This window comes from Pseudomonas sp. SJZ131, assembly GCF_007828705.1.
GTDB lineage: Bacteria > Pseudomonadota > Gammaproteobacteria > Pseudomonadales > Pseudomonadaceae > Aquipseudomonas > Aquipseudomonas prosekii.
Map to the genome: position 1 here is coordinate 478206 of NZ_VIVC01000001.1, position 25526 is coordinate 503731.

The window sequence follows — 25526 nt, forward strand, 5'->3', positions numbered from 1 at the left end:
CTGGAAATTCTGTAGGAGCAAAGCTTGCTCGCGATTGGGGTTTGGCATTCGACATCGATACTGAATGTTCAGCCGTCATCGCGAGCAAGCTTTGCTCCTACAGGGACTGTGTTTTGGTGGTGAAATTCAAGGCGCTTGTCGCATAAAGTTGACACGCCCGGCATTGCTCGACAGAGTCGCGCCCCGATCCGGCGTGTGTGTCGGCGTCCGTGGTGAAAAGGAATTGCAGTTGAACGAACACACATTGTCGATGCGTCTTGAGCGTGTCGCGGCGCATGTGCCGGCAGGCGCGCGGCTGGCTGATATCGGCTCGGATCACGGCTACTTGCCGGTGGCGTTGATGCGCCGAGGCCTGATCGCGGCGGCGGTGGCGGGCGAGGTGGCGTTGACGCCGTTCAATGCAGCGCAGCGAACCGTGCGCGAGAGCGACCTCGACGCGCAGATCAGCGTGCGCCATGCCAGCGGCCTGGCGGCGATCGAGCCCGGCGACGCGATCAACGCGATCAGCATTTGCGGCATGGGCGGCGAGACCATTCGCGACATCCTCGACTGCGGCCAATCGCGCCTCAGCGGCAATGAACGGCTGATACTGCAACCCAATGGCGGCGAGCAGCCGTTGCGCCAGTGGCTGATGGACAACGGCTACCAAATCCTCTGCGAAGAACTGCTGCGGGAAAACCGTTTCTACTATGAAATCATCGTCGCCGAGCGCGCCGAACCAGTGACCTACAGCGCCGAAGAATTGTACTTCGGTCCTTTGCAAATGCAGGCCCGCAGCCCGGAATTCCTCGACAAATGGCAGCGCATCCTGCGCGAGAAGCACAGGACCCTGAGCGGTTTCGCCAAGGCGCGGCAGGCAGTGCCGGCGTCGACGTTGGAAGAAATCGCGCAGCAGGCGCGATGGATTACCGCGCTGCTGACGTGAGGTTGGAACGCAATATTTCCAGCAACAGCCTGAACGCCGGTTTGGGCTGGCGCCGGTTCGGATAATAGAGGTGGTAGCCGCTGACCATCGGGCACCAGTCTTCGAGGACGCGCACTAGCCGGCCGGCCTCGATATGCTGTTCGACGATATCTTCCGGGAGATGAGCAAGTCCGACTCCGGCGAGGGCGAAGTCCAGCATCAGCGGCACCGTGTTGCAGATCAGCTGACCCTCCGCGCGGACTTTCAGTTCGTGCCCATTCTTGGCAAACGGCCACGACCACAATCCCCCCGATGTCGGCAAACGCAGATTGATGCCGACGTGCGCGGGCAAATCGTGCGGCGTTTTCGGTGGCGGTCGACGCGCAAAATACGCCGCAGAACCGACCACCGCTTGACGAAAATCCGGGCCGATGCGCACCCCGATCATGTCTTTGGCCACCTGTTCGCCAAGGCGAATTCCTGCGTCGTAGCGCTGTTCGACAATGTCGACCAAACCGTAGTTGTCGTTGATTTCGACGCTCACCTGCGGGTAGTCGAGCATCAGTTGGCCGACTGCCGGCGCCAGAATGGTCGCCGAGGCGTGCTCGACGGAAGTGATGCGCAAGTTGCCCGCCGGTTTGCCGCTCAATTCTTCAAGGTCGGCGAGCCCGGCTTCAATGCCGTCGAAGTGTGGCGCGATGGTCCCGAGCAAACGCTCGCCGGCATCGGTGGGCGAGACGCTGCGGGTGCTACGGGTCAGCAATTGCACGCCTAATCGGCTTTCGAGCTTGCGAATAGTGCGGCTCAGCGCCGGTTGCAATTCGCGCAACTGACGGTGCACGGCGAGCGGATGTCTGAGATGCACATGCAGCAAATCGACCGTAGTTGATATGCGTTGTCGTACAACAAAATTTTGTTCCCGCTCCGTGTTAAGCGGCTGAACAAAGCACCAGCTAACGCCTTGCAGCCAATGCCTGGCATGCGCACAGGCAAATAATCCGATGACCGTTCGATGACGAACGGCCATTTTTTCAGATTGACAGCCGGGTATTCATGTCGATATAAAAGGCGCAGTTGTACGACGACAGACGATATTGAGTCTGTTACACACTAAAAATAAAAAAGAGTGTCGGCCTATCATGAATCCAACCTGCGTCCTCGCTTCGCTGAACGCCGCCCCCAGCGGTTCGCACCTGACGGCTTGCCACTGCGCCCAGTCAGGCCCGCCCCACACGCCATAGCACTTGCACCGCATCGACTCCGGCCATTGCGCCTGGAGCGCCTGTGCCTGCACGCTCTCACTGGTTGTCGAGAGCTCATCACCCTAGTCCAATAATAAAGTGATGCTATGAATCTGAACGAGCCCATCAATGCGCAACGCGTCGGCCAAGCCGTAGGCAACTATCGCTGGACGATCTGCGCGCTGTTGTTTTTTGCAACCACCGTCAACTACCTCGACCGCCAGGTGCTCAGCCTGTTGGCGCCGGGTTTGTCGACGGAATTTGGCTGGAGCAACTCCGACTACGCCAACATCGCGTCGGTGTTCCAGTTTGTGTATGCGATTTCGATGTTATTCGCCGGTCGCGTGGTCGACAGAATCGGCACCAAAACCGCGTTTGTCGTGGCGATCGGGATCTGGTCGACGGGCGCCGTCATGCACGCGTTTTCGGTGCCGATGGGCGAGGGCATTGCGGCGGTGTGCAGCGCATTCGGTCTCGCGGTGATTCCGGTATCGATTGCCGGTTTCATGTTGTCGCGGGCGGTGCTGGCGATTGGCGAGGCGGGTAACTTCCCGATCGCGATCAAAGCGACTGCCGAATATTTCCCGAAGAAAGAACGCTCGTTCGCCACCGGCATTTTCAACTCCGGGGCCAACGTCGGCGCGATTCTGGCACCGATTTGCGTACCGTTGATTGCCGGCCTGTGGGGCTGGGAAGCGGCGTTTATCGTGATCGGCATGTTGGGTTTTGTGTGGTTGGCGGTGTGGATCGCGCTGTATCAGAAACCTGAACAGCAGAAGCGCTTGTCGGCGGCGGAACTGGCTTACATCCGCAGCGACGAACCGGTGCACGTGATCGCCACCCCGGTGTCCGATGCGCCGGCGAAAAAAGTCTCGTGGTTCAAGTTGCTGACCTATCGCCAGACCTGGGCGTTTGCTTTCGGCAAGTTCATGACGGACGGCGTGTGGTGGTTTTTCCTGTTCTGGCTGCCGACGTATCTGGCCGCGCAGTACGGCATGAAAGGCCCGGACATCGTCATCCCGTTGGCCGTGCTTTACAGCATGACCATGGTCGGCAGTATCGGCGGCGGCTGGTTCCCGAGCTACTTCATGTCACGCGGCGACAAACCGTATGACGGCCGCATGAAAGCCATGCTGGTGATCGCGCTGTTCCCGTTGGTGGTGTTGCTGGCGCAGCCGTTCGGCTACATCAGCTTCTGGATTCCGGTGTTGTTGATCGGTATCGGCGCCTCGGCGCATCAGGCGTGGTCGTGCAACATCTTCACCACCGTGTCCGACATGTTCCCGCAGAAAACCGTGGCTTCGGTCGTCGGCATCGGCGGCATGGCCGGTGGTTTGGGTGGTGTGGTGATGACCAAGATCGGTGGCTGGGTGTTCGATTACTACAAGTCGATCAACGATATTCATACCGGCTACATGATCATGTTTGCGATCTGCGCCGTGGCATACCTGGTGGCGTGGAGCGTGATGAAAACGCTGGTGCCGCGTCACAAGGAAATTACTGATCTCTGAGTTGAGGTTGGCTGTGATGGCCTGATCGCGAGCAGGCTCACTCCTACATGGGTCGGAGGTGTGCACGAAATCTGTGAACGACACCGATCCCCTGTAGGAGCGAGGCTTGCCCGCGAAGCTTTTGGCGTATTTGAAGACACCTTCGCGGGCAAGCCTCGCTCCTACGGTTTGGGGTTATCAGGACGCCAGCGCACCAAACGGGCCATCACTGTCCGGCAAGGCAATCGCTGCATCGCCGGGCGTGAGGATGACTTTGCGGCACTCGTCCTCTTTCTTGTCGAACATCTTGTAGCCTTCAGCCGCCTGTTCCAGCGACATCCGGTGGCTGATGATGACCTCCGGCGCGAGTCGCCCGGTCTCGATGTGTTCAAGCAATTCCGGCAAGAATCGCTGCACGTGCGTCTGGCCCATTTTGAACGTCAGGCCCTTGTCGAACGCATCACCAAACATGAAGCCGTGGATAAACCCGGAATAAACCCCCGGCACACTCACCGTCCCGCCACGCCGCACGGCAGCAATGCACTGACGCAACGCCTTGCCGCTGCCACCCTCAAGTTTCAACGTCGCCAGCACCGTTTCAGTAGTGCTGCCCTTGGCTTCAAAACCCACCGCATCCACCACGCCGTCGACGCCGCGCATGCCTTTGGTCTGGCGAATAATCGTGTCGGCCGGGTCGTCGTCTTCATCGAAATTGATCGGGATCACCCCGTAGGTTTTCTGCGCATACGCCAGGCGATACGGATGGTGGTCGACCATGAAAATCTGCTCGGCGCCGAGCATCCGTGCACACGCGGCGCTCAACAATCCCACCGGCCCGGCACCAAAAATTGCCACGCTGGAGCCGCTGCCGATACCGGCGTTGGTCACCGCTTGATAGGCCGTCGGCAAGATGTCCGACAGAAACAAAACCTTCTCGTCGGATAACGTCCCCGGCACTTTGAACGGCCCGGTATTGGCTTTCGGCACACGCACATATTCAGCCTGACCGCCGGGAATCCCGCCGTACATATGGCTGAAACCAAACAGCGCAGCGCCGGACGGAATCGACTTTTTATTGATGATCGCGCCGCGCCCGGTGTTGGTGGTTTCACACGCGGCGAACAAGTCCATTTCGCAGAAGAAACAACTGCCGCAGGCGATGACGAACGGGATCACCACGCGGTCGCCGGGTTGCACGGCGGTCACCGCAGAGCCTGCTTCCTCGACGATGCCCATGAACTCATGGCCGAAAATATCGCCGTGTTCCACCGTGGGGATTTTGCCGCGATAGAGGTGCAAGTCCGACCCGCAGATCGCCGTCGCCGTGACCCGCAGAATGATGTCATCGCTGTCGACGATTACCGGGTCGGGAACAGTGTCAACTTTGACGTCGTTCGCACCGTGGTAGGTGAGTGCTCTCATGATGTCCTGCTCCCTTCATTTGCTGATTTCTGGATGGTAAGTGGGAGAGGCGCATTGGCGATTGGAAGTTCAAGCGAGTTGCAAACAAGTGGGACTAGCGGTCCTCAGTGATCAATTACGCCAACCGTGAAGGGTCATGCGTCCGACTTGTTGTGTCGCTCATCATTTTCTTGGAACTCCCGGCAACGGCGCTTCGTCATCATCAATAAGGGCAGCTGCGGCTGATTCGTGGCAGACCCGAAAACGCTTGTTAAATCGCAAGGCGAGGGTAGCCATGAATACTTCAGATAACAGGGCTGGGACGCAGGCCGATGGTCAGGGCAATGCAAAGCCTGAACAGCAATTTGATCACTTGAAAGAGGATGTCACCGAGGTGCTCGGCAACGCCCGGCAACAGGCCGATGCGCAATTCGGGCAATACCGCGACAGCGCTGCGGAGCAGATCGAGGCCTTGGCCCAAGGCGCAAAATCCTTCGTTTCCGGCATGGAAGACAAGGACGCTTTGGGCATGTCCGATTACCTTGCGGATGTCGCCGAGTCGATGAGCGGCCTGGCGAAAAATCTGCGTGGCAAGAGCGCCGAACAACTGCTGCACGACGGTGCCGAACTGGCGCGCAATAACCCGGCATTGTTTGTCGCCGGCAGCATTGCGCTGGGCTTCGGTTTGTCGCGTTTCCTCAAAGCAGGCACCAGCGCGGCGGCGACGACGACCAGTGAAAAGGACCCGGCTGCCGGGCATTCCGTGCCGCCCGCAGCGGGTTTCGGCGCCCAGCGCCCTTACGAAACGTCCGTGCCTTCACGCGCCGAACCAAACCCCGGTCTAGCCACCGGCAGCACGCCCGCAGCGCCGAGTGAATACGAACATCCGTCGGACTTCGCGACGACCCAGCCACCGATTTCGCCAGCCAATCGAGGAGAACTGTGATGAACAAGCAAGATACCGAACTGCCGGGTTCAAGACCGCTGCCAGCGGCTGAGCAGGACGCTTCGATTGTCGGGTTGTTGCGCCAGTTGTCCCACGAAGTGCCGGTGCTGTTTTCCAAGGAACTGGCGTTGGCCAAGGCTGAATTCCAGGCCAGTCTCACCACGCTTAAAGCAGGCGTGGCGGCGGTTGCCGGCGGCGCGATTGTGTTGCTCGCCGGTTTGATCATTTTGCTGATGTCGGCGGTTTATGGACTCAGCATGTTCATGGCGCCATGGCTGGCTGCGCTGATTGTCGGCGTGGTGGTGATGATCATTGGCTTCACCATGTTGCAGTCGGGCAAAAAGCAATTCGAGCCGTCCCATTTCAAGCCGGATCGCACGCTGGATGCCTTGAATAAAGACCAGGAAGCGCTGCGCAGGAGAGTGTCATGAACCGCGAATTTGAAGCTGAAGCAGGCAAGAGTCCGGAAACCATCGAGCGCGAAATCGATGCGCAACGGGCAAGCATTGGCCACATTGTCGACGCGCTGGAAAGCAAGTTCACGCCGGGGCAGATGTTCGATCAGGCACTGGGCATGATGCAAAGCAACGGCACCACGTTCCTGACCAATCTGGGCACCAGCGTGCGCAATAATCCGGTGCCGGCGGTGCTGACCTCGGTGGGATTGCTGTGGTTGATGGTCAGCCAGAATCGTCCGCCAACCGCGCGGCCGGGTTATCGCGTCGGGCCGGATCAAAATACTGCCAGCGAGTGGGTCGACGGTTTGGCGGACGGCATTGATGGCGCGCGCGACCGGCTGCATCAGGCAGGCGATTCGCTGAAGGACGGTTATCAATCGTTGAAGGACAAGGCCGCCAGTACGGGTGATCGCCTCGGCGCTGCGACCGAAAACCTCAGCCATGCCGCGCACGATGCCGGCGAGAAACTGCGGCGCAATACGCAAGTGGCCGGGCAACAATTGACTCATCTGCTGCAAGAACAACCGCTGATGGTCGCGGCTGCCGGCATCGCGTTTGGTGCGCTATTGGGCGCGGCGCTGCCATCGACCACGGTTGAGCGTCGTTATCTGGGCAAGACCAGCGCGGACTTGGCGGACAAGGTCAAACATCAGGCGCAGGAGGGGTTTGAAGCGGTACGCGATACGGTGACAAGGACCACCGAACACACCGATCCCGAAGCGAAACCGCAAACGGAGCCTCGGGTTAATCCGGCTAATCCGGCGGATTTATCGCAGGGTTTGGGTACGTCATAAAGCACAGAAGACGTTAACGCCCGACACCGAACCCGTGGCGAGCGAGCTTGCTCGCGTTGGACTGCGCAGCAGTCCCTTTTGGGGCCGCTTCGCACCCCAGCGCGAGCAAGCTCGCTCGCCACAGGTTATTTGTCAGCAGTGAATCTTTCAGCTCGCGCCGCTTAAATCATCGCCAACGCCTGCGCCAAATCTGCGCGCAGATCTTCCACGTCTTCGACGCCCACCGACAACCGCACCAAGCCGTCACCAATGCCCAACTGCGCTCGCGTTTCCGCCGGAATACTTGCGTGGGTCATGATCGCCGGGTGCTCGATCAAACTCTCAACGCCGCCCAGACTTTCCGCCAACGCAAAAATTTTCACGTTCTCCAGAAAGCGTTTCGAACCGGCCAGGTCAGTGTTCAGATCCACCGAAATCATCCCGCCAAACCCACGCATTTGCCGTTTGGCCAACTCATGCTGCGGATGCGACGGCAACCCTGGGTAATAAACTCGCGACACCTGCGGCTGAGCTTCCAGCCATTGCGCCAATTCCAGCGCGTTGCTGCAGTGGCGTTCCATGCGCAACGCCAAGGTTTTCACGCCGCGCAAGGTCAGGAAGGCGTCAAACGGACCGGAAATCGCGCCGACCGAATTCTGCAAAAAGCCCAGGCGCTCGGCCAGATCCGGGTTGTTGCCGACGACAGCGATGCCGCCGATTACATCAGAGTGGCCATTCAGGTATTTGGTGGTCGAGTGCACGACGATGTCGAAACCCAACTCCAGCGGCCGCTGAATCCACGGGCTGGCGAAGGTGTTGTCAGCGACGCAGATAATGCCCCGCGCGCGGCAGACGCGGGCGATGGCGGCCAGATCGGTCAGGCTCAGCAGCGGGTTGCTCGGGGTTTCGACCCAGACCATCCGCGTGTCGTCCTGCAGCGAGGCTTCGAATGCCGACAGATCGGTCAGGTCAACGTAGCTGAAACTGTGCCCGGCGCTGCGTTGGCGTACTTTGTCAAACAGACGGAAAGTGCCGCCGTACAAGTCATTGCCGGAAACGATGTGCGAACCGGCATCCAGCAGCTCGAGCACGGTGGAAATCGCTGCCAGCCCGGAAGCAAACGCGAACGCCTGGGTGCCGCCCTCAAGGTCGGCGACGCAGCGCTCCAAAGCAAAGCGCGTCGGGTTGTGCGAGCGCCCGTAATCGAGGCCTTTGTGCACGCCGGGGCTCGATTGCAGGTACGTGGAATTGGCGTAGATCGGCGGCATCAGCGCGCCGGTCGACGGGTCCGGAACCTGGCCCGCGTGGATCACCCGAGTGGCGAAAGCGCGTGGCGCGCCGGTTTCATCGTGTTGACTCATGTAAGGGATCTCCGTAAATGGTTGAGCAAATCGACGCGCGTAATCAAACCGTGGAAGCCCGCCGCGTCGGCAATGATCGCTACCAATCCGCGATCAAGTTCGGCTTGCAGTTGCGCCAGACTGGCGCTCGGCGGCAAGGTTTGCAACTTGCCGGTCATGGCGCTGGCGACGGTCATGCGAAAGTGCGAGGCGTCTTCCTGCATGCCGAGGAGGATATCCGACTCGTCAATCACGCCGACCAGTTGCTGCCCGTCGACCAGCACTGGCAATTGCGAAACGTCCGCCAGGCGCATGCGCTGGAACGCCGTGAGCAAGGTGTCATCCGGGCCGACGCTGATCACCCGGCCGTCCTCGAAACGCCGCGCGATCAAGTCGCGCAAATCGCCGTAATGTTTGTATTTGAGCAGGCCCTGATCGTTCATCCATTGGTCGTTGTAGACCTTCGACAGATAGCGCGTGCCGGTGTCGCAGACAAACGTGACCACGCGCTTCGGCTCGGTCTGTTCGCGGCAATAACGCAGGGCTGCGGCGAGCAAGGTGCCGGTCGATGAACCGCCGAGAATGCCTTCGGCGCGGAGCAACTGGCGCGCGTGATCGAAGCTTTCCTCGTCGCTGATCGAGTAGGCGTGGCGCACGCTGGAGAGGTCGGCAATCGACGGAATAAAGTCTTCGCCGATGCCTTCAACCGCCCACGAACCGGGCGTGCCGAGAGTGCCGGTGCGGCTGTATTCGGCCATCACCGAGCCAATGGGGTCGGCGAGGACCATTTGCAGGTTCGGTTGTACGCGCTTGAAGAAACGGGTGAGGCCGGTCAACGTCCCGGCCGAACCGACGCCGACCACAATTGCGTCGAGGTCATGCTGGGTTTGCGCCCAGATCTCCGGCGCGGTGCTGCATTCGTGGGCCAGCGGGTTGGCCGGGTTATTAAATTGGTCGGCGAAAAACGCGTCGGGAATGTCCTTGGCCAAACGCGCGGCGACGTCCTGGTAGTACTCGGGATGACCCTTGCCGACATCGGAGCGAGTGATGTGCACTTCGGCGCCCATTGCCTTAAGGTGCAAGACCTTCTCGGTGGACATCTTGTCCGGCACCACCAACACCACCCGATAACCCTTGGCGCGCCCGACCAGCGCCAGGCCCAGGCCGGTGTTGCCGGCGGTGGCTTCTACGATGGTGCCGCCGGGTTTGAGGCGACCATCGCGCTCGGCGGCGTCGATCATCGCCAGGCCGATGCGGTCCTTGATCGAACCGCCAGGGTTCTGCGATTCGAGTTTCAGAAACAGTGTGCACGGCCCGGTATCGAAGCGGCTGACGCGCACCAGCGGCGTATTGCCGATCAGTTCGAGCACGGCGGGGCGGGTGTTGTCTGGCATGTTTTCACCTCCTGTGGATTTGCACTGGATGGCCAGCCATTGATAGCAAAACGCTGCTGATCATTGCCTGGCAAATCTGCCTACGACCATAGGCCGGGATGCCCTCAGCCGCAAGCAACTGCACCGTGTAGGAGCGAGGCTCGCCCGCGAAAGCGCCGTACCAGCAACAATGATGTTGACGGACACACTGCCTTCGCGGGCAAGCCTCGCGCCTACAGGGGTTGGGCGGATGCCGGGCTCAGGCGGATCGGCACGGATTTCGCGGCGGGCACTTTGCTGCGTTCGGCGTGGTGCCACAGCGGCACCAGCGGATTGCATTCGGGGTAATACGCCGCCGCGCAGCCTTCGGGAATGTCATACGCGACGATCTCCAGCGGCCCGACCTGACGCTTCACTTCGGGCTCGATCGCCGTGGTCAGCAACACCCGTTGGCCGACCTTGAAGCCCAGCCGCGCGATGTCATTGCAATGCATGAAAATCACTTCACGCGTGCCGCTGATCCCACGGAAACGGTCTTCATAACCATAGATGGTCGTGTTGAATTGATCGTTGCTGCGCAGCGTCATCAGTTGCAGCACATCGCGCGGAATGTCGCCGGGGCTGACGTCGTCATCTTCATTCAGCGTGCCCGGCGTGACGAACTGCGCCTTGCCGCTCTCGGTCAGCCATTCGCGTTTGGCCACTGCGATGGGTCGATGGAAACCGCCGGGTTCGGCCATGCGCGTTTCCATGTCGTGGAAGATTTGCGGGTAGGTGTTGGCGATGGCTGAGCGCACGCGCGAATAGTCGCTGCTCCAGCCCAGCCAATCGATGGAACTGGCGGAGGGCAGGGCGGCCGTGGCCAGGCCGGCAATAATGCTCGCCTCCGCGCGCACGTGCGGGCTGACCGGTTCGGCGCTGCCGTGCCAGCCGTGGATGCAACCGGTGCTGTCCTCGGTGGCCCAGGTTTGCGCGACGCCGTTTTGCCGGTCGATTTCGATGCGACCGAGGCACGGCAACAGCCACTGATTCTTCACCGCGATCAAGTGCGTGCGATTGAGTTTGGTGGCGATCTGCACATTCAAATCCAGGGTTTGCCACGCCGGCTCCATGCGCGAAGTGTCGGGAATCGCCCTTAAAAAATTCCCGCCCAGACCAATAAAACCGCGCACTTTTCCGTCGAGGATGCCTTCGCAGGCGTCCACCGTGCACAGGCCCATTTGCTCCGGAACCTTGAAACCGAATTGCTTTTCGATCAACTCGACCGGGACTTTTTTCGGGTCTTCGGTAATACCCACCGTGCGCTGGCCCTGCACGTTGGAATGCCCGCGCACCGGGCAAATCCCTGCGCCGGGTTTGCCGAAATTGCCGCGCATCAGCAGCAGGTTCACCAGCATTTGCACGTTCTGCACACCGTGCCGGTGCTGGGTCATGCCCATGCCGTAAATGAACATCACCCGTTCGCTCTGCGCGTACACCGTCGCCGCCGCTTCCAGCGCGCCCCGGCTCAGGCCGGATTGGCGTTCGATCTGTTGCCAGTGACAGCCGCGAACCATGCTCGCGAAGGCCTCGAAACCCTGGGTGTGTTCGGCGATAAAAGCATGATCAAGAATGGTCGACGGCGCGCGATCCTCCATGTCCAGCAACACCTTGGCCAGGCCGATCAGCGCTGCGGTATCGCCGCCAATCGCGACTTGGTGGTATTGGGTGCTGATGAGGGTCGATGCCGGCGTGAGCATTTCCGTGGGAGATTGCGGATTGACGAAGCGCTCCAGACCGCGCTCGCGCAAAGGGTTGAAGGTGATAATCGGTACATCGCGTTTGCGCACGTCCTGCAACTGATGAAGCATGCGCGGCGCGTTGCTGCCGACGTTCTGGCCGAAGAAAAACAGGCAATCGGTGTGCTCGAAATCATCCAGCGTCACCGTGCCGACCGGCACGCCGATGCTTTCCTGCAAACCCACCGAAGTGCTTTCGTGGCACATATTCGAGCTGTCGGGCAAATTGTTGGTGCCGTAGGCGCGGGCGAACAACTGGTACATGAACGAGGTTTCCAGCGAGGCGCGCCCCGAGGCGTAAAACACCACGCTGTCGGGCTGCATCGTCTGCAACTGAGCGCCGATCTCGCGATAAGCCTCGTCCCAGGACGTTTCCTGATAACGGTCGCTCGCCGCGTCGTAACGCAGCGGATGAGTCAGCCGCCCGTGCTGCTCCAAATCGTAATCGGGCCATTGCCGCAGTTCGGTGAGCGTGTGCCGGGTGAAGAACGCCGGGTCGGTTTTCAGCGACGTCAGCTCCCACGCAGTGGCCTTGGCGCCGTTCTCGCAAAACTCCAGCGCATGCGGCCGTCCGGGCTTGGCCCAGGCGCAACTGACACAGGCAAAACCATCCGGCTTGTTCTGTTTCAGCAACGCCACCGAACCTTTGGCAAACGCCTGTTCGCGCCAGAGGATTTTCATCACCGATTGCGCCGAACCCCAGCCGCCGCTCGCGTGGGTGTAGGGGTGAAAATGTTTTTTCGGATGAATGAGCATCGGCCACTCCGGCAGGCTTTATCGGCAAGTTGATAGAGCTAGGACGGGGGCGTGTTTTAAAAGGTTCGAGAAGAATTATGAAAGCCGCCTGCGGCCGATTGGGCGAGGGCACAGGCTCCCTCGCCGTGGGTTTTGCCTGCGGGTCAGGCGGTTTCCGGCAATTTGGCGATGACCTTGATCTCGAAGTCGAAGCCGTACAGCCATGTCACGCCGATGCAGGTCAGTGTCGGGTGCGGCGCGTTGCCCCAAAACTCCGGCACCACGGCCCAGACTGCTTCGAAGTTTTTCGCGGGATCGACGATGAATCCGGTGACATCAATCACGTCGTCGAACGTGCAACCGGCCGCTTCGAGGATTGCATTGAGGTTAGTGAAGGCGCGGCGCACTTGGGTTTGCAGGTCCGGTTCCGGCGAGCCGTCCTCGCGGCTGCCGACTTGCCCCGAGACGAATAAAAAGCCATTGGATCTGATCGCTGGCGAGTAGCGGTTGATGTCATAAAGTGCCTGGCGTCCAGCGGGGAAAACTACATCACGCGGTGTCATAACGGTGCCTCCAGAAGTGCATCAGGGTCAGGTCCGACCCGGGGTTAACGATGAGCTGACTCTAGGCACTTGCGCCGACCCGATAAACCGGCAACCTTAGCCATCACTGTTTGCCAATCCCAAACAATCCGAGGCGCTATGGACCGTTTTGACGCGATGCAGGCCTTTGCGCGAGTGGTGGAAACCGGCAGTTTCACCAAGGCTGCCGAGACGCTGCACATGAGCAAAACCAGCGTGACGCAACTGGTGCAGCAATTGGAGGCGCGGCTGCGGGTCAAACTGCTCAACCGCACCACGCGCAAGGTCAACGTGACTGCCGACGGCGCGGTGTTTTACGAACGGGTCCTGCGCCTGCTGGCTGACATGGACGATGCCGAAACCAGCCTGTCGAGCGCCGCCGTGTTGCCCCGAGGGCGATTGCGCGTGGACGTGCCGAGCCCGTTGGCGCGGATGATTTTGATGCCGGCATTGCCAGCGTTTCACGCGCGTTACCCGGACATCCAGATCGACATGGGCGTCAGCGATCGCATCGTCGATATCATCGGCGAGAACGTCGATTGCGTAGTGCGCGGCGGCGAGCTTATCGATCAGTCCTTGATGGCGCGGCGAGTCGGCGACCTGCAGCTCGGCGTATTCGCCGCGCCGAGTTACCTGGCCCGGCTCGGCACGCCGCTGCATCCACGAGAGCTGGAAGATTCCGAACATCGGGTGATCGGTTTCCTCTGGGCCCGCACTGGCCGGGCGTTGCCGTACGCGATGCGCAGCGCCACGGAGCAGTTGCAGATCACCGGCCGCTACGTGCTGGCGGTCGATGACGGCAACGCCTACCTGGCGGCGGGCCTGGCCGGGATGGGGGTTTTCTGGTTGCCGGATTACATGTCCAAGGCGCACGAAGAACGCGGCGAGTTGGTGCGATTGTTTAGGGATTGGCGGCTGGATTCGATGCCGCTGTACGTGGCATTTCCGCCGAACCGGCACATTAGCCTCAAGGTGCGAGTGTTTATTGACTGGATCGCGGAGTTAATGGCGCAACACGCGCCAATCGTCGCGCCCGACAAACGCTAGAAAACACATCGCAGCCACGCCAAACCCAAAACCTGTGGCGAGCGAGCTTGCTCGCGCTGGGGCGCGTAGCGGCCCCAAAACCGGTGATCGCGATTTGTCTGGAGTACCGCGAGCGCTGGTTTTGCGACTGCTGCGCAGCCGAACGGGGGCAAGCCCCCTCGCCACAGGGTTGTTGTTGGGCTGTTGATTGTGGCGGGCAGAATGGCCCCAACTATCTACCAACCCCCATCGGAGCCACGCCAAACCCAAAACCCGTGGCGAGCGAGCTTGCTCGCGTTGGGGCGCGCAGCGGCCCCAAGACCTCTGGTTGCGTTTTGTCTGGAGTACCGCGAGCGCTGGTTCGGCGACTGCTGCGCAGCCGAACGGGGGCAAGCCCCCTCGCCACAGAATTCCTGGTAGGCACGCACTGTTTTTGATCTTGTAGGAGCAAAGCTTGCTCGCGAAGCAGGCGCCGCGAAGCATCAGGCTCAGCGCATTACCGCCCATCGCGGGCAAGTCCTGCCCCCGCAGCTCTCCGATTCTGGCGACGGTGATTGAGAAGCCTGGTTTCAATCAAAGCGCATCATCATCAAAGATGCTTTCAATCGGCAATTGAAAAACCCGCGCAATTTGAAACGCCAGCGGCAGGCTCGGATCGTAGCGGCCGTTTTCAATCGCGTTGATCGTCTGCCGCGAGACGTTCAACAGCGCCGCCAGATCAACTTGCGACCACTTGCGGGCGGCGCGCAGTTCCTTGAGTTGGTTCTTCATTGATAACGACGTCTGGCAACTTGCAAGCCGATGATCCACATCAAACCCATCACCGGCCAAACCAATGTCCACGACAGATGCGGAAACCCGACATTCTCCAGAAAGCCATAACTGAAGGTCAGTAACGCGGAAGCTGCAAAAGCAAAACCGAGCGCTTCAAGTTGGATGCGCAAAAGCATTTCATCCATCTGCCGAAGATTGCGCACGATCGCCCAGCACATCAGGCCCGCCGGCAATACCGGCATCAGCGTAATAACAATGCGCAACGGCGTGCCGGCGTTTTCCAGGTTTTGCAGCAGAACTATCGAGCCGATCAACATGATCACGTAAAGCGTCAGTGCAGCGCCCAATTCGGTGTAATAGCGTTTCATTTCATCGTCCTGATGTAAAAGGTGCTTTACATACTCGCCGAAGATTTAAACGATGTAAAGGGAGCTTTACGTATCAGCGCGCTCGCCGTTTAACCATTCCTGATTCATCGTCTCGGCATCCCCCAGGTAATCCAGCAACCAGGCCATCGCCGGCGAATGCTTGTTCTGGTTCCACGCCACGCACGACGGGCTGGCGGCGAACGGCCGCTGCAGATTGAGCGCGACCAATTGACCTTGCTCGATCAGCGGCATCACCAAGTGCGCCGGCGCCATGCCCACGCACAAACCTTCACCCAGACAATCCAGCGCCGAGGCCCAGTTCGGCGCGACCAGCCGTCGTTGATTGTCCAGCGCCCAGGTATCGCGTTTAGGTAAGTGGCGCGAAGTGTCGTTCATGCATAGCGCGGGGTAGGGGCGCAGTTGATCGTCATTCAACGGACCGTTTAGCGCCGCCAGCGGATGGCGGGCGCTGGCGACACACAGCCAGTTCAACAGACCCATGTCGCGGAAGCTGTAGTGACTCGCCACCGGCACCGCGCTGGTGGCGCCGATGACAATGTCGGTGCGCTCGTCGGCGAGGGCATCCCACACGCCGTTAAACACTTCGTAACCGAGCAGCAACTCGACGTCGGGAAACTGTTTATAAAAATCCAGCACCAATTGCCGGCAGCGCTGCTGTTTAACGATGGCATCCACCGCCACGCGCAGCTGACCGCTCCAGCCATTGGCCACTTGCTGGCAGCGACGCCGGGTGTCAAGCATGGCTTTCATCACGCCGCGTGACTGCTCGATAAACAGTTTGCCGGCCGGCGTCAGCTCGACATCGCGATGACGCCGCACAAACAGCGGCACCGCCAGCCATTGTTCGAGTTGGCGCACCGTGTAACTGACCGCCGACGGCACGCGATGCAACTCCTGCGCCGCCGCGCTGAAGCTGCCGTGCCGGGCTACAGCGTCAACCACATCGAGGGAATATTCAGACCACATTCAGTTGCCTTCAAAAATATTGATAGAAACGTCCAATTATTATCGCTTCACAGTAAAAGCTCATTGCCGATAATGCCACGCTGCTAACAAATTATTTGATTGAAGATTCAGTTAGGGCATTGATGAAAAACTCGTTTGGTTTCACCTGCTACTTGATTGGGCTGAGCATGCTCGGCTATTTGGGCATGGACATGTACCTGCCGGCGTTCGGCGTGATCGGCAGCGACCTGCATTTGTCGGCCGGCGCGGTGGGCGCCAGCCTGAGCATTTTCCTCGCCGGTTTCGCAGTCGGCCAATTGTTGTGGGGGCCGATGTCCGACCGCATCGGGCGCAAACCGGTGCTGTTGATGGGCCTGAGCCTGTTCGCCGTGGGTTGCCTCGGCATGTTCTGGGTCGAAACCGCGGTGCAACTGTGGACACTGCGCTTCATTCAGGCGATCGGCGTGTGTTCGGCGGCGGTCAGTTGGCAAGCGCTGGTGATCGATCGCTATCCGCCACATCAGGCCAATCGCCTGTTCGCTGCGATTATTCCGCTGATGTCGCTGTCACCCGCGCTCGCGCCGTTACTCGGCGCGGTGCTGCTTAATCACTTTGGCTGGCAGGCGATTTTCACCGTGTTGCTGTGCATCAGCGTCGGTTTGCTGTTGCCGACCGCGCTGCTCAAAGCCACGCCGAAACGTTTGACAGCCAACGGCGAACGTTCACGCATCAGCTTCGGACAAATCCTCAAATCACCGGCGTTCAGCGGCAACGTATTGATCTACGCAGCCAGCTCGGCGGCATTCTTCGCTTGGCTGACCGCGTCACCGTTCATCCTCGGCGGCATGGGTTACAGCCCCAACGACATCGGCCTGAGCTACGCCTTGCCGACCTTGGGTTTCCTCATCGGTGGCTTCAGTTGCCGCAGCTTGCTGCAACGCATCAGCGGTAACCTGATGTTGCCGTGGCTGATCCTCGCGTACTGCGTCAGCTTGGTCGCGCTGTACTTGGTCGCGACGCTGACCACGCCGACACTGACCACTTTGCTGATCCCGTTTTGCCTGATGGGTTTGGTCAACGGCGCCAGTTTCCCGATCATCGTGACGAATGCTCTGACGCCATTCTCGGAAAACTCCGGCAAAGCGGCGGCGTTACAGAACGCCTTGCAGCTGGGTCTGTGCTTTGCCGCGAGCCTGCTGGTGTCGACGTGGATCGAGCGACCGCTGCAAATCGCCGTGGTAGTGATGCTCGCGACAGTGCCGATGGCGCTGTTGGGTTATTGGATTCAGCGGCGCAAATGCGTTCAGGTTCAACAGTTTGGGCAAGCCGGAAAAACCCACTGAGCAACCCTTGTAGCAGCTGGCGCAGCCTGCGTTCGGCTGCGCAGCAGTCGTAAAATCAGCAAACGCGGTGTTTCAGAAAGACTACGCGTTGAGGGTTTACGACTGCTTCGCAGCCGGACGCAGGCTGCGCCAGCTGCTACAAGGATTGTGTTGTGGGTTATACCGTCGCGTGTGTCAGCCCGGTCAAGGTGTCGGCGATGGATTTGGTTCGTTGCGCCGTTCCTTCGGTAGTGCGGCTCGACTCTTCCAGTACGTCGAGCATCTCGCGCAAGGCCTCGACCGCGACAGATTGGTCCTCGATCTGCTGCGCCACCCGCTGGATCTCGCCCGACAGCAAATCAATGTCGACGCCAATCTCCGCCGCATTCTTTCGGGTGATTTCCGCCAGTTTGCGCACTTCGTCCGCCACCACGGCAAAGCCTCGGCCCATCTCGCCGGCGCGCGCCGCTTCAATTGCGGCGTTGAGCGCGAGCAAATTGGTTTGCCCGGCGATCTGCTGGATCACTTGCACAATCGACTGAATTCGCAGGCTCGAACCGGCCAACGCGCGAGCGCCGACCACCGCTTCACCTGCTTGTGTGGCCAAGTGCTCAACCGTGGTCCCGGCCTGCGTGGCCACGGTGTTCTGCCGGTCGATAGTGCCGGCCAAGTCATCCATCGAATGGTGCAACTCGCCCGAGTAATGCTTGATTTGCGTCGACATCTGCTCTTGCTGCGCACGGGCCTGGGCCAACACCTGACCCAAGTCCGCGAGGCCGTCAAACACCGGCAGAATCGTGCTGTCGAGGCCGCGGGTGTCCAGCGCACTGCTGAAATCCTGTTCCTTGAACGCCATGATTTGCTTGACCACAACGTGGTTCAAGCCGGCGAGTTTGTTGATCTGCCGGCGCAGGAAAAACGCTTTGAATTCGCCATAGTGCGCGATGAAATTGTCGACGTATTCATCGGCAAACGTGGCGCCCTTGGCCACGCGAAAGAAGAATATCGCGGTCAGCGTCTGGTTCAGGTTCAACCCCAGAATCTCGCCGAACGTCGAAAAACCGGCCAGCGGCACCTCGCCGAAAATCCCGGCCATGCTCACCAGATCATTACCATTGTTGAGTCGGCGCAGGATGCAGTCGTTGAGAATCGCCGCCAGCGGCTGACCCCCTTTGCCCCGCAAGAATTTCTGGTAATCGGCGCGCGTGGCTTCGCGCAAAGGCGTGCGCTTGACCATGACCATTTCTTCGCCGGGCGCGACGTCGCAGAACAACTGAACGATTTGCTGTTGATAGTCGATGCGCGCAATCGAGCGCACAAATAATTCGTCGCCCACACGGATGGCGAACGAATAATCCGCCAGTTTGTTTTCCAGCGCCTGGGCGCTGCACTCAAACGCATCGCACAGTGCCTGGACCATGCTTTTGATATTGCCGCGACTGTCGATCACCTGGTCGATGGTGCGATCTTCCACCGACGCCGTCAGCACGCTGAAACTCAGCCCGGCCGGTTGGAAATTCTGACTTTTGAACACGCCGAAACGCACATCCGCTGCGGTTTTCAGGAAAACAATCTGCGCGTGATTCTGATAACTGCGCTGGCCGTCGTGGATCAGCGTTTGCTTGAAGTCGGACTTGCCACCCGCCGATCCGCCGACGAACAGGCAAGGGAAACGCCCCGACTCATAAAGCGCTTCCATAAAGAACGATTCGGACGCCGACAAGCCATCGAAAACCACGTAAGCCAAGGTGTCGCGATGATCAATCGGTGTGCGCACCTGAGCGTGTTTAATGTTGTTCACCAGTTTCGCAATCCGCTCGCGCATCGCCATGCGCGGCCCACCGCCGCGAATGTCCTCGCACTCCAGCGGCACCATCACCACTTCTGCCGAGGCGATCACACTGGCGTCGAACAACTGCAACACCAACCGATCCCAGCGCTCGCCGGTCGCGCAGTACAACGAACTCGCGCCGTTGCTCAACTCCCCCGACGTCGTGCAGAGGCTGATCGCGCAGTTGGCAAAACGCCGTTTCAACTTGGCGGCGATCTGGTCGATGTCCAGATGCGGCGAAACAAACCCGGTGACCAACACCGGCGCAATGCGCAGCGCGGCCAAGGCATTGTCGAGTTCGCCAGCGCTGCAAGACACGCTCGCGGTGCCTTGGGCATGGGCGCGGGCCTTGGTGAAAAGGTTCAGAGGGTTCATGAGGGAGCTCGTTTTAAAAGAAGGCGTGACGTGACGTATGTTCGGCGCGATGTGATGTATCGGCAGCATGGGCGACAGCTGAAGCGTTTCAGCATGGTTTTTTGCGACCACTTGTCCGTTAGGTCAAAAAACTCATAATTCTGCAGACCCGGCCGATAACTTCAGATACAACAACTCGCCTCTACGACTGCGGGAATCTATGCCGAACAATCTCGCCTCAATTGCCAATCGCCTCACTGATCGCTCAAGCCTGTCGCTAGCCCGCGCTTCTTTGTTCAAGTTTGTTGCGCTGCTGGCAGGGGTATTTGTGCTTGCCAGCGTTTCACTGGTGTATCTGGCAAATGACCTGGATCGCACGGAAGAAGTTGAAAGTGCGTTTTATACGAAGAAGGCAATGCAGTCGCTGGAAAAGTCGATGCTTTCGACCGTCAGGGATTATGCGTTCTGGGGTGATGCCTACAGGCACTTGCACGTTGAAGTCGACGCCGATTGGGCCTTCGTTCGACAGAATATCGGGCCAACTATCTATTCCGATTTTGGCTTTCAAGGCCTGTTTGTGGTCAACGATGCCAATCGCACGGTTTATTCGGTGATCAAGGGTGAGTTGAAAGCGGTTGAAGTCTCGCAATGGCTTGGTCAATCGATTACCGCGATAGTCGATCAGGCGCGCGCGGGCGCAGAAACGGAAACGCCTACAACTGCGTTTATCAACGTTAATGGCGCGCCGGCGCTTGTCGCCGCGGCGGCTATAACACCGGGCACTGACCCAACAGCCGTGGCTGATGATCGGCCCGCGTCGGTGTTGATCTTCGTCAACTTGCTTAACAGCGCCAAGCTTGAGTTGATGGGAAACGACTTCGGAGTGACGCGCTTGCATGTCGCGACGCCCGATGAAATGAGTGCAGCGTTTGCTGCTCCCCTAAGTGATAACGCGGCAATCGGCAGCCTCTACTGGACTTCATCCAGGCCTGGCCTGCGATTGTTGGGAATAGGCTTGCCGTTGATCGGTATTGCCGCGTTGTTAGTGTGTTTGATGACGTGGGCCATTTTGCGGCGCACAACTGCTGGGGCGCTGGTGCTCGACGCCAGTTACGCCTCGCTGCAAAGCAGTCAACAGGCGTTGGCCACCAGTGAAGCGCGTTTTCGTGATGTGGTTGAAGCCAGTTCGGATTGGGTCTGGGAAATAGATGCTGATTGGCGTCTGACCTTCTTGTCCGAGCGGTTCGAAGCAGTCACCGGACTTTCCAGAACCGCCTGGACCGGCGCATCAATAGACGATCTGTTGAGCACTGAGTTAGGCACTTTGTCGCAATGGCTGAGCATTCCCAATCGTCGCCCGGATATCAGCGTTCAATGCCGTTATGTCGATATAAAAGGACGGGAACGCATCACGCGCCTGTCCGCTCGGGAAATGTCCGGCGAAGGATTTCGCGGTACGGCGACGGATGTTACCGAGGAAGTAGAAGCGCGCCGCCGGATTGAATTTCTTTCACAACATGACGCGCTCACCGGGCTACCCAACAGAACGCGGCTGCAGGAGTTTCTTGACGGCAAACTCAAGGCGTTGCCGACAGTTGAGCAACCGTTGGTAATGCTCAGCCTGGATCTTGATCGATTTAAACCGGTAAACGATTTACTCGGGCACGCGGCCGGCGACCTGGTACTTAATGAAGTTTCCAGCCGCTTGGCAGATTGCGTACGCGAAGGGGACTTGGTGGCACGGATCGGCGGCGATGAGTTTGTACTGATCCTGACCGACATGAACTCCTCGGTAGAAGTTGAAGCACTCTGCCGCCGATTGATTGATTCCATTGAGCGGCCAATAGCGCTGGATGAACAGGAAGTGTTCGTCAGCGCCAGTATTGGCATCGCGATGGCGCCAACCGATGCACTTGAGGCCGCCGAGTTACTGCGTTATGCCGATATTGCGCTGTATGAAGCCAAGGCCGCCGGGCGTAATACCTGGCGCTACTATGCCGGCGATATGAACGTCAGGATCATCGAGCGCCGGCGTCTGGAAAGCGATTTGCGCTTCGCCATCAAGAACAACGAACTGCGGCTGTATTTCCAGCCACGTTATTCCATCGCCGATGGACGCATGGTTGGCGCTGAAGCGCTAGTGCGGTGGCAGCATCCCGAACGCGGCTTGATATCTCCCGACACGTTCATCCCGATTGCCGAAGAATCCGGACTGATCCTCGCTTTAAGCAACTGGGTGCTGAACACCGCTTGCAGTCAAGCCGCGCAGTGGCGGCAGCACCTCTTTGTATCCGTCAATCTTTCACCGATCGAATTCAAAACTGGCAACTTGTTCGAACGCATCCAGAAAACGCTCAACAACAGCGGAATCGATCCGGCTCGCGTAGAGTTGGAAATCACTGAAAGTGTGATGCTGGATGATGCCGCTGGCGCATTGGAAGTCATGAAAAACCTCAAGCGCCTCGGTGTGCGCATTTGCATGGACGACTTCGGCACCGGGTATTCCTCGTTGAGTTACTTGCGCGCGTTTCCGTTTGACGGCTTGAAGATAGACCGCAGCTTCTTGAATCGACTGGAAGAAAATGACGATGACAAAACCATCGTCCAGGCCATCGTCGGCCTCGGGCGCGCGCTGTCCCTGACCGTGACCGCCGAAGGCATCGAAACAGCTGAACACTTGAAGCTGCTCAAAGCGGTGTCTTGCGATGAAGGGCAGGGTTACTTCTTAAGTCGACCGCTGGACATCGACGCGTTTGACGCCTTGGTCGAAGCCGCTGACATGAGTGCCGATAAGAGCAGTGTTTGAAGTTGGTTGCGGTGTAGATGCTGCAACGCCAAATACGAAAAAGCCCGGCTGATTAGGCCGGGCTTTTTCTTGGCGGACTGCTTTAGAACTCTTCATTCATGCGATGCGGTTTTGGTTCAGACGGTCGGAGCCACCTTCGGCAACGCGGTTCTGTTGAAGACGATCAGAGCCACCTTCGGCAACGCGGTTCTGTTGAAGACGATCAGAGCCACCTTCGGCAACGCGGTTTTGGTTCAAACGGTCGGAACCACCTTCGGCAACGCGGTTCTGGTTCAGACGGTCCGAGCCACCTTCGGCAACGCGGTTCTGGTTCAGACGGTCCGAGCCACCTTCGGCAATGCGGTTCTGGTTCAGACGGTCGGAACCACCTTCAGCAACGCGGTTCTGGTTCAAACGGTCCGAGCCACCTTCGGCAATGCGGTTCTCGATCAAACGATCCGAGCCACCTTCAGCAACACGATTCTGGTTCAAACGATCCGAACCACCTTCAGCCACGCGGCTTTCAATCAGTCGATCCGAGCCGCCTTCAGCGACAGCTTGGTGGGCAGAGGAAGCGGCGAAAGCGTTAACTGCGAAAACCGAGAAAGCGATGCTGAGAAGGATTTGGCGTTTCATGATCGTGTGCTCCGGGTGTTGTTAGTTGGGTATGGAGCGGATGTTACGCCGCAGATTTTTTATGAGAACTTCATTGTCGTGATGGTAACTATCGACGCTGGTAATGGTCGGAATGCAGTGCCTATGGTTTGAGTGATGGCATCTGGCTATGCGTTGCCTGAAATGACCCGCAGTGGCACCCTCGACGCCCGTTGCACCCAGGAGCAGGAAATCAAGGAATGAGTGGCTACGTCCCCAACCCCCCCAAAGACTATCGATACGACGAGGCCAAACCTGTCGATATGCATGCCCGACGCTGGGCGGAATATGAGAAACACGGTAAGGCGCCGGCTCCTCAAAAAGAAAAAATCAGCATTACGCTGAGAATTGGCGTGTTCTTCGATGGCACGGGCAACAACGCGAATAATACGGCTGCGGGGTTGTTGTGTGGTGCGCACAACCCCATAACTGCGTCGGACATTGACCCCAGTTGCAAGCCGTTTATGGCTGATCCTGACAGTAGTTATGGCAATGACGTCAGCAATATAAAAAAGCTGAGTGACCTGTATTACGCACCGCAAAAGGCTGAAGGCGAGGGCCCACAAAAACGCGCATCTCGCATGATCTACATGGAAGGTATCGGCACTCTGTCGGGCGAAAAAGACAACTTGGTCGGGCAGGGTACCGGCAGGGGTGATACGGGCGTCGCCGGGCGCGTGCAGCTTTCATTCGCTCAAATACAACAACGTGTTGATGACGTGCTCGCGAACCATCCCGGCTGCGAAATCACATCATTGACCTTCGATACTTTCGGGTTCAGCCGAGGTGCGGCGGCGGCTCGCCATTTTGCCAATGAAGTTGTACGCGGCTCACAAGGCCCTTTAGGGAATGTGCTGCGCGGGAGTTCAGACGCTTTCAGTTCAAACTTCATCGCCCAGTACAAAAGCGGAATCAACATGGGCTTTATAGGTTTGTTTGATACCGTGCCATCGATTGCCGGATGGTCGAATTTGGGCAATATAAAGAGCTCCGTCGCTACGGGGATAAAGCTCTATTTGGATCGAAGGTTTTTCGACGACGTCGTGCAGTTAGCCGCCCGCGACGAATGTCGAGGCAACTTTGCTCTCAGTAGCATCAAGCCGGATTTCCCTGAGATTACCTTGCCAGGTGTGCACTCTGATATTGGTGGCGGTTATCTCGATGAAGCTCAGGAGTGTGTACTGATCAGCCCAATGCAAGCGTTGGAAGTTTCGATCCATACGGATGTAGTGACTACCTCGATCTATCGCGATGCCGTTAAGGTCAGAAGCCAATGGTTAGCCAAGGGGTGGCCAGAAGAGTTTTTAGAGATCGTCACGCCTCCAGCGATTCAGATAAGGGATCAGCAAGACCGGTTCAGTCCTCCCATGAAGCGAGTTTATGCGGCATTGCAGCTCAAACGCCCTATAAGCGGAAAACTGTCGAGGGTCTACTTGCATCTGATGCACAAGTTGGCAAAGGAAAAAGGAGTTCAGTTTGACGATATCCCCGATACTTCCGGGCTGGCGGTCCCGCAGGAACTTCAAGCTATGAGCGACAGATTCATCGCCGGCGACTACAGCACTACGCCTCAAGAAGAACAGGTGCTGAGACTGAAGTACATTCACACGTCGGCGAACTGGAATCATCCCCTGGGTCGACATGATGGCAGCGGTTTGAAGGCTGTTTACATCAACGCACCTACGCAGGACGGTGTCCGCGTAACACACCCTCATGTACCCGACTGGACGCTTTGGTAATGAAAATATGGATATCGCTTCTGGGCGCGTTACTCATTACAGGCTGTCAGTCTGCTTACTCGCTTTCCGCACCAAGTGATACCCAGGCAAAAGCATGGGAGCTCGCTTTTACCGAGCCTGACTACATGAAGGTCTGGGTTGAAGACAGCTCTGTCCAGGACATTACTGGCAAAGTGTTTTTTAAAACAGGCGGCGGGCGTGCGGCGGGTGGCGAACCTGAAGACGGAAAAGAGTCAGCTCGTGGCTGGACGGGAGTCGGTGGTAGCGGAAAAACTGTTGTAGGTGCGGATCTGCCCATTCGGATATTTGTAAGGTGGCAATCAATTGTGGAGCAGAAAACCTATCGGGCATGGGTGGATATACCGGAGAAAGCTCGTCAAATCATGACCTCTTCTACCAGCGAGCGGTGCTCCACAACTCCTGAAAAAGAACCCAGGTTTATGGCCTCTGTTTATTTAGGTCTGGCTCCTGGCGGAGTTGTGCAAGTTTGGGTCAGGGACTCGTGTAACCAACCCGTGAAGGTTGCCAAAGGTTTGGCGGAGATTGAGCCCTTAGGACCCGACCAAGGCAAGAATGAAGGTCGGTACGCCTATCCCGTAAGTGAGAAGGCTAAGCGCTACATCGATCAGTACGGCATCCCTTACGGTAGTTGGTAAAAATCTTTGCATTAAAAAACGGGCACCTTCG

General features: G+C 58.6%; 21 protein-coding genes and 1 pseudogene. 10 read left to right on the forward strand and 12 right to left on the reverse strand.

What is annotated here, in order from left to right:
* Window positions 1-229 precede the first annotated feature (229 nt).
* Window positions 230-925, forward strand: coding sequence for a class I SAM-dependent methyltransferase (locus FBY12_RS02000; RefSeq protein ID WP_145250608.1), 696 nt, complete (start codon window positions 230-232; stop codon window positions 923-925).
* Here FBY12_RS02000 and FBY12_RS02005 read toward each other — a convergent pair.
* Window positions 906-1769: a LysR family transcriptional regulator gene (locus FBY12_RS02005; RefSeq protein ID WP_371927362.1), complete on the reverse strand. Its 864-nt coding sequence runs from the start codon at window positions 1767-1769 to the stop codon at window positions 906-908. The genes FBY12_RS02000 and FBY12_RS02005 overlap by 20 nt on opposite strands.
* Before the next feature lie 483 nt (window positions 1770-2252).
* Between FBY12_RS02005 and FBY12_RS02010 the strand changes: the two genes are divergently transcribed.
* Window positions 2253-3656, forward strand: coding sequence for an MFS transporter (locus tag FBY12_RS02010; RefSeq protein WP_145250614.1), 1404 nt, complete (start codon window positions 2253-2255; stop codon window positions 3654-3656).
* Between the two features lie 177 nt (window positions 3657-3833).
* Here the strand turns inward: FBY12_RS02010 and FBY12_RS02015 are convergent, their stop codons facing one another.
* Window positions 3834-5057, reverse strand: coding sequence for a zinc-dependent alcohol dehydrogenase (locus FBY12_RS02015; RefSeq protein ID WP_121757379.1), 1224 nt, complete (start codon window positions 5055-5057; stop codon window positions 3834-3836).
* 274 nt (window positions 5058-5331) lie between these two features.
* Between FBY12_RS02015 and FBY12_RS02020 the strand changes: the two genes are divergently transcribed.
* From FBY12_RS02020 to FBY12_RS02030, 3 genes are read left to right on the forward strand one after another with little or no spacing between them, the layout of a single operon-like run.
* On the forward strand, window positions 5332-5982 hold the full coding sequence (locus FBY12_RS02020) for a hypothetical protein (protein ID WP_121734193.1): 651 nt from the start codon (window positions 5332-5334) through the stop codon (window positions 5980-5982).
* Window positions 5982-6413 (forward strand): phage holin family protein, encoded by a 432-nt coding sequence (locus FBY12_RS02025; protein ID WP_092269845.1) that lies wholly within the window; start codon window positions 5982-5984, stop codon window positions 6411-6413. The genes FBY12_RS02020 and FBY12_RS02025 overlap by 1 nt, the downstream gene beginning before the upstream one ends.
* The gene (locus FBY12_RS02030) at window positions 6410-7234 is read left to right on the forward strand and encodes a DUF3618 domain-containing protein (protein ID WP_145250617.1); all 825 of its coding nucleotides are present in this window, start codon (window positions 6410-6412) and stop codon (window positions 7232-7234) included. Before FBY12_RS02025 ends, FBY12_RS02030 begins: the two co-directional genes overlap by 4 nt.
* 161 nt (window positions 7235-7395) lie before the next feature.
* Here the strand turns inward: FBY12_RS02030 and FBY12_RS02035 are convergent, their stop codons facing one another.
* The 4 genes from FBY12_RS02035 to FBY12_RS02050 form a co-directional block, all read right to left on the reverse strand.
* Window positions 7396-8574, reverse strand: coding sequence for a cystathionine gamma-synthase (locus tag FBY12_RS02035; RefSeq protein ID WP_145250620.1), 1179 nt, complete (start codon window positions 8572-8574; stop codon window positions 7396-7398).
* Window positions 8571-9947: a cystathionine beta-synthase gene (locus tag FBY12_RS02040; RefSeq protein ID WP_145250623.1), complete on the reverse strand. Its 1377-nt coding sequence runs from the start codon at window positions 9945-9947 to the stop codon at window positions 8571-8573. Before FBY12_RS02040 ends, FBY12_RS02035 begins: the two co-directional genes overlap by 4 nt.
* A 212-nt stretch (window positions 9948-10159) precedes the next feature.
* Entirely contained in the window at window positions 10160-12460 is a 2301-nt protein-coding gene (locus FBY12_RS02045; protein ID WP_145250627.1) for an FdhF/YdeP family oxidoreductase, read from the reverse strand.
* 143 nt (window positions 12461-12603) lie between these two features.
* A complete protein-coding gene (locus FBY12_RS02050) occupies window positions 12604-13002 on the reverse strand; it encodes a RidA family protein (RefSeq protein ID WP_145250630.1) in 399 nt (132 codons plus the stop codon).
* 138 nt (window positions 13003-13140) lie between these two features.
* On the opposite strand from FBY12_RS02050, the gene FBY12_RS02055 reads away from it, so the two are divergent.
* Window positions 13141-14067: a LysR family transcriptional regulator gene (locus FBY12_RS02055; protein ID WP_145250633.1), complete on the forward strand. Its 927-nt coding sequence runs from the start codon at window positions 13141-13143 to the stop codon at window positions 14065-14067.
* Window positions 14068-14619: 552 nt separating this feature from the next.
* Here FBY12_RS02055 and FBY12_RS02060 read toward each other — a convergent pair.
* From FBY12_RS02060 to punR, 3 genes are all read right to left on the reverse strand, one after another.
* A complete protein-coding gene (locus tag FBY12_RS02060; RefSeq protein WP_145252290.1) occupies window positions 14620-14817 on the reverse strand; it encodes a helix-turn-helix transcriptional regulator in 198 nt (65 codons plus the stop codon).
* Complete coding sequence (locus FBY12_RS02065) at window positions 14814-15188, reverse strand: hypothetical protein (protein ID WP_145250636.1); 375 nt, start codon at window positions 15186-15188, stop codon at window positions 14814-14816. Before FBY12_RS02065 ends, FBY12_RS02060 begins: the two co-directional genes overlap by 4 nt.
* Window positions 15189-15254: 66 nt before the next feature.
* Complete coding sequence (gene punR, locus FBY12_RS02070; RefSeq protein ID WP_145250639.1) at window positions 15255-16175, reverse strand: DNA-binding transcriptional activator PunR; 921 nt, start codon at window positions 16173-16175, stop codon at window positions 15255-15257.
* Window positions 16176-16297: 122 nt separating this feature from the next.
* Between punR and punC the strand changes: the two genes are divergently transcribed.
* Window positions 16298-17497 (forward strand): purine nucleoside transporter PunC, encoded by a 1200-nt coding sequence (punC, locus tag FBY12_RS02075; RefSeq protein ID WP_145250641.1) that lies wholly within the window; start codon window positions 16298-16300, stop codon window positions 17495-17497.
* Between the two features lie 157 nt (window positions 17498-17654).
* Here the strand turns inward: punC and FBY12_RS28090 are convergent, their stop codons facing one another.
* Window positions 17655-18332 carry a methyl-accepting chemotaxis protein gene (locus FBY12_RS28090; protein WP_371927382.1) on the reverse strand — a complete coding sequence of 226 codons (678 nt, stop codon included), beginning with the start codon at window positions 18330-18332 and terminating at the stop codon, window positions 17655-17657.
* Between the two features lie 195 nt (window positions 18333-18527).
* A pseudogene (locus FBY12_RS28095) lies at window positions 18528-19751 on the reverse strand (FIST signal transduction protein); the annotation flags it as partial.
* 130 nt (window positions 19752-19881) lie between these two features.
* Between FBY12_RS28095 and FBY12_RS02085 the strand changes: the two are divergent.
* Window positions 19882-22467 (forward strand): EAL domain-containing protein, encoded by a 2586-nt coding sequence (locus FBY12_RS02085; RefSeq protein WP_145250646.1) that lies wholly within the window; start codon window positions 19882-19884, stop codon window positions 22465-22467.
* Window positions 22468-22563: 96 nt separating this feature from the next.
* On the opposite strand, the gene FBY12_RS02090 is transcribed toward FBY12_RS02085, so the two are convergent.
* Window positions 22564-23082 (reverse strand): phage infection protein, encoded by a 519-nt coding sequence (locus tag FBY12_RS02090; RefSeq protein ID WP_145250649.1) that lies wholly within the window; start codon window positions 23080-23082, stop codon window positions 22564-22566.
* Window positions 23083-23300: 218 nt separating this feature from the next.
* Between FBY12_RS02090 and FBY12_RS02095 the strand changes: the two genes are divergently transcribed.
* Together FBY12_RS02095 and FBY12_RS02100 are read left to right on the forward strand one after the other, a co-directional pair.
* Window positions 23301-24839, forward strand: coding sequence for a DUF2235 domain-containing protein (locus tag FBY12_RS02095; protein ID WP_145250652.1), 1539 nt, complete (start codon window positions 23301-23303; stop codon window positions 24837-24839).
* On the forward strand, window positions 24839-25495 hold the full coding sequence (locus FBY12_RS02100; protein WP_092269793.1) for a DUF2931 family protein: 657 nt from the start codon (window positions 24839-24841) through the stop codon (window positions 25493-25495). The genes FBY12_RS02095 and FBY12_RS02100 overlap by 1 nt, the downstream gene beginning before the upstream one ends.
* The last annotated feature ends 31 nt before the right edge of the window (window positions 25496-25526 follow it).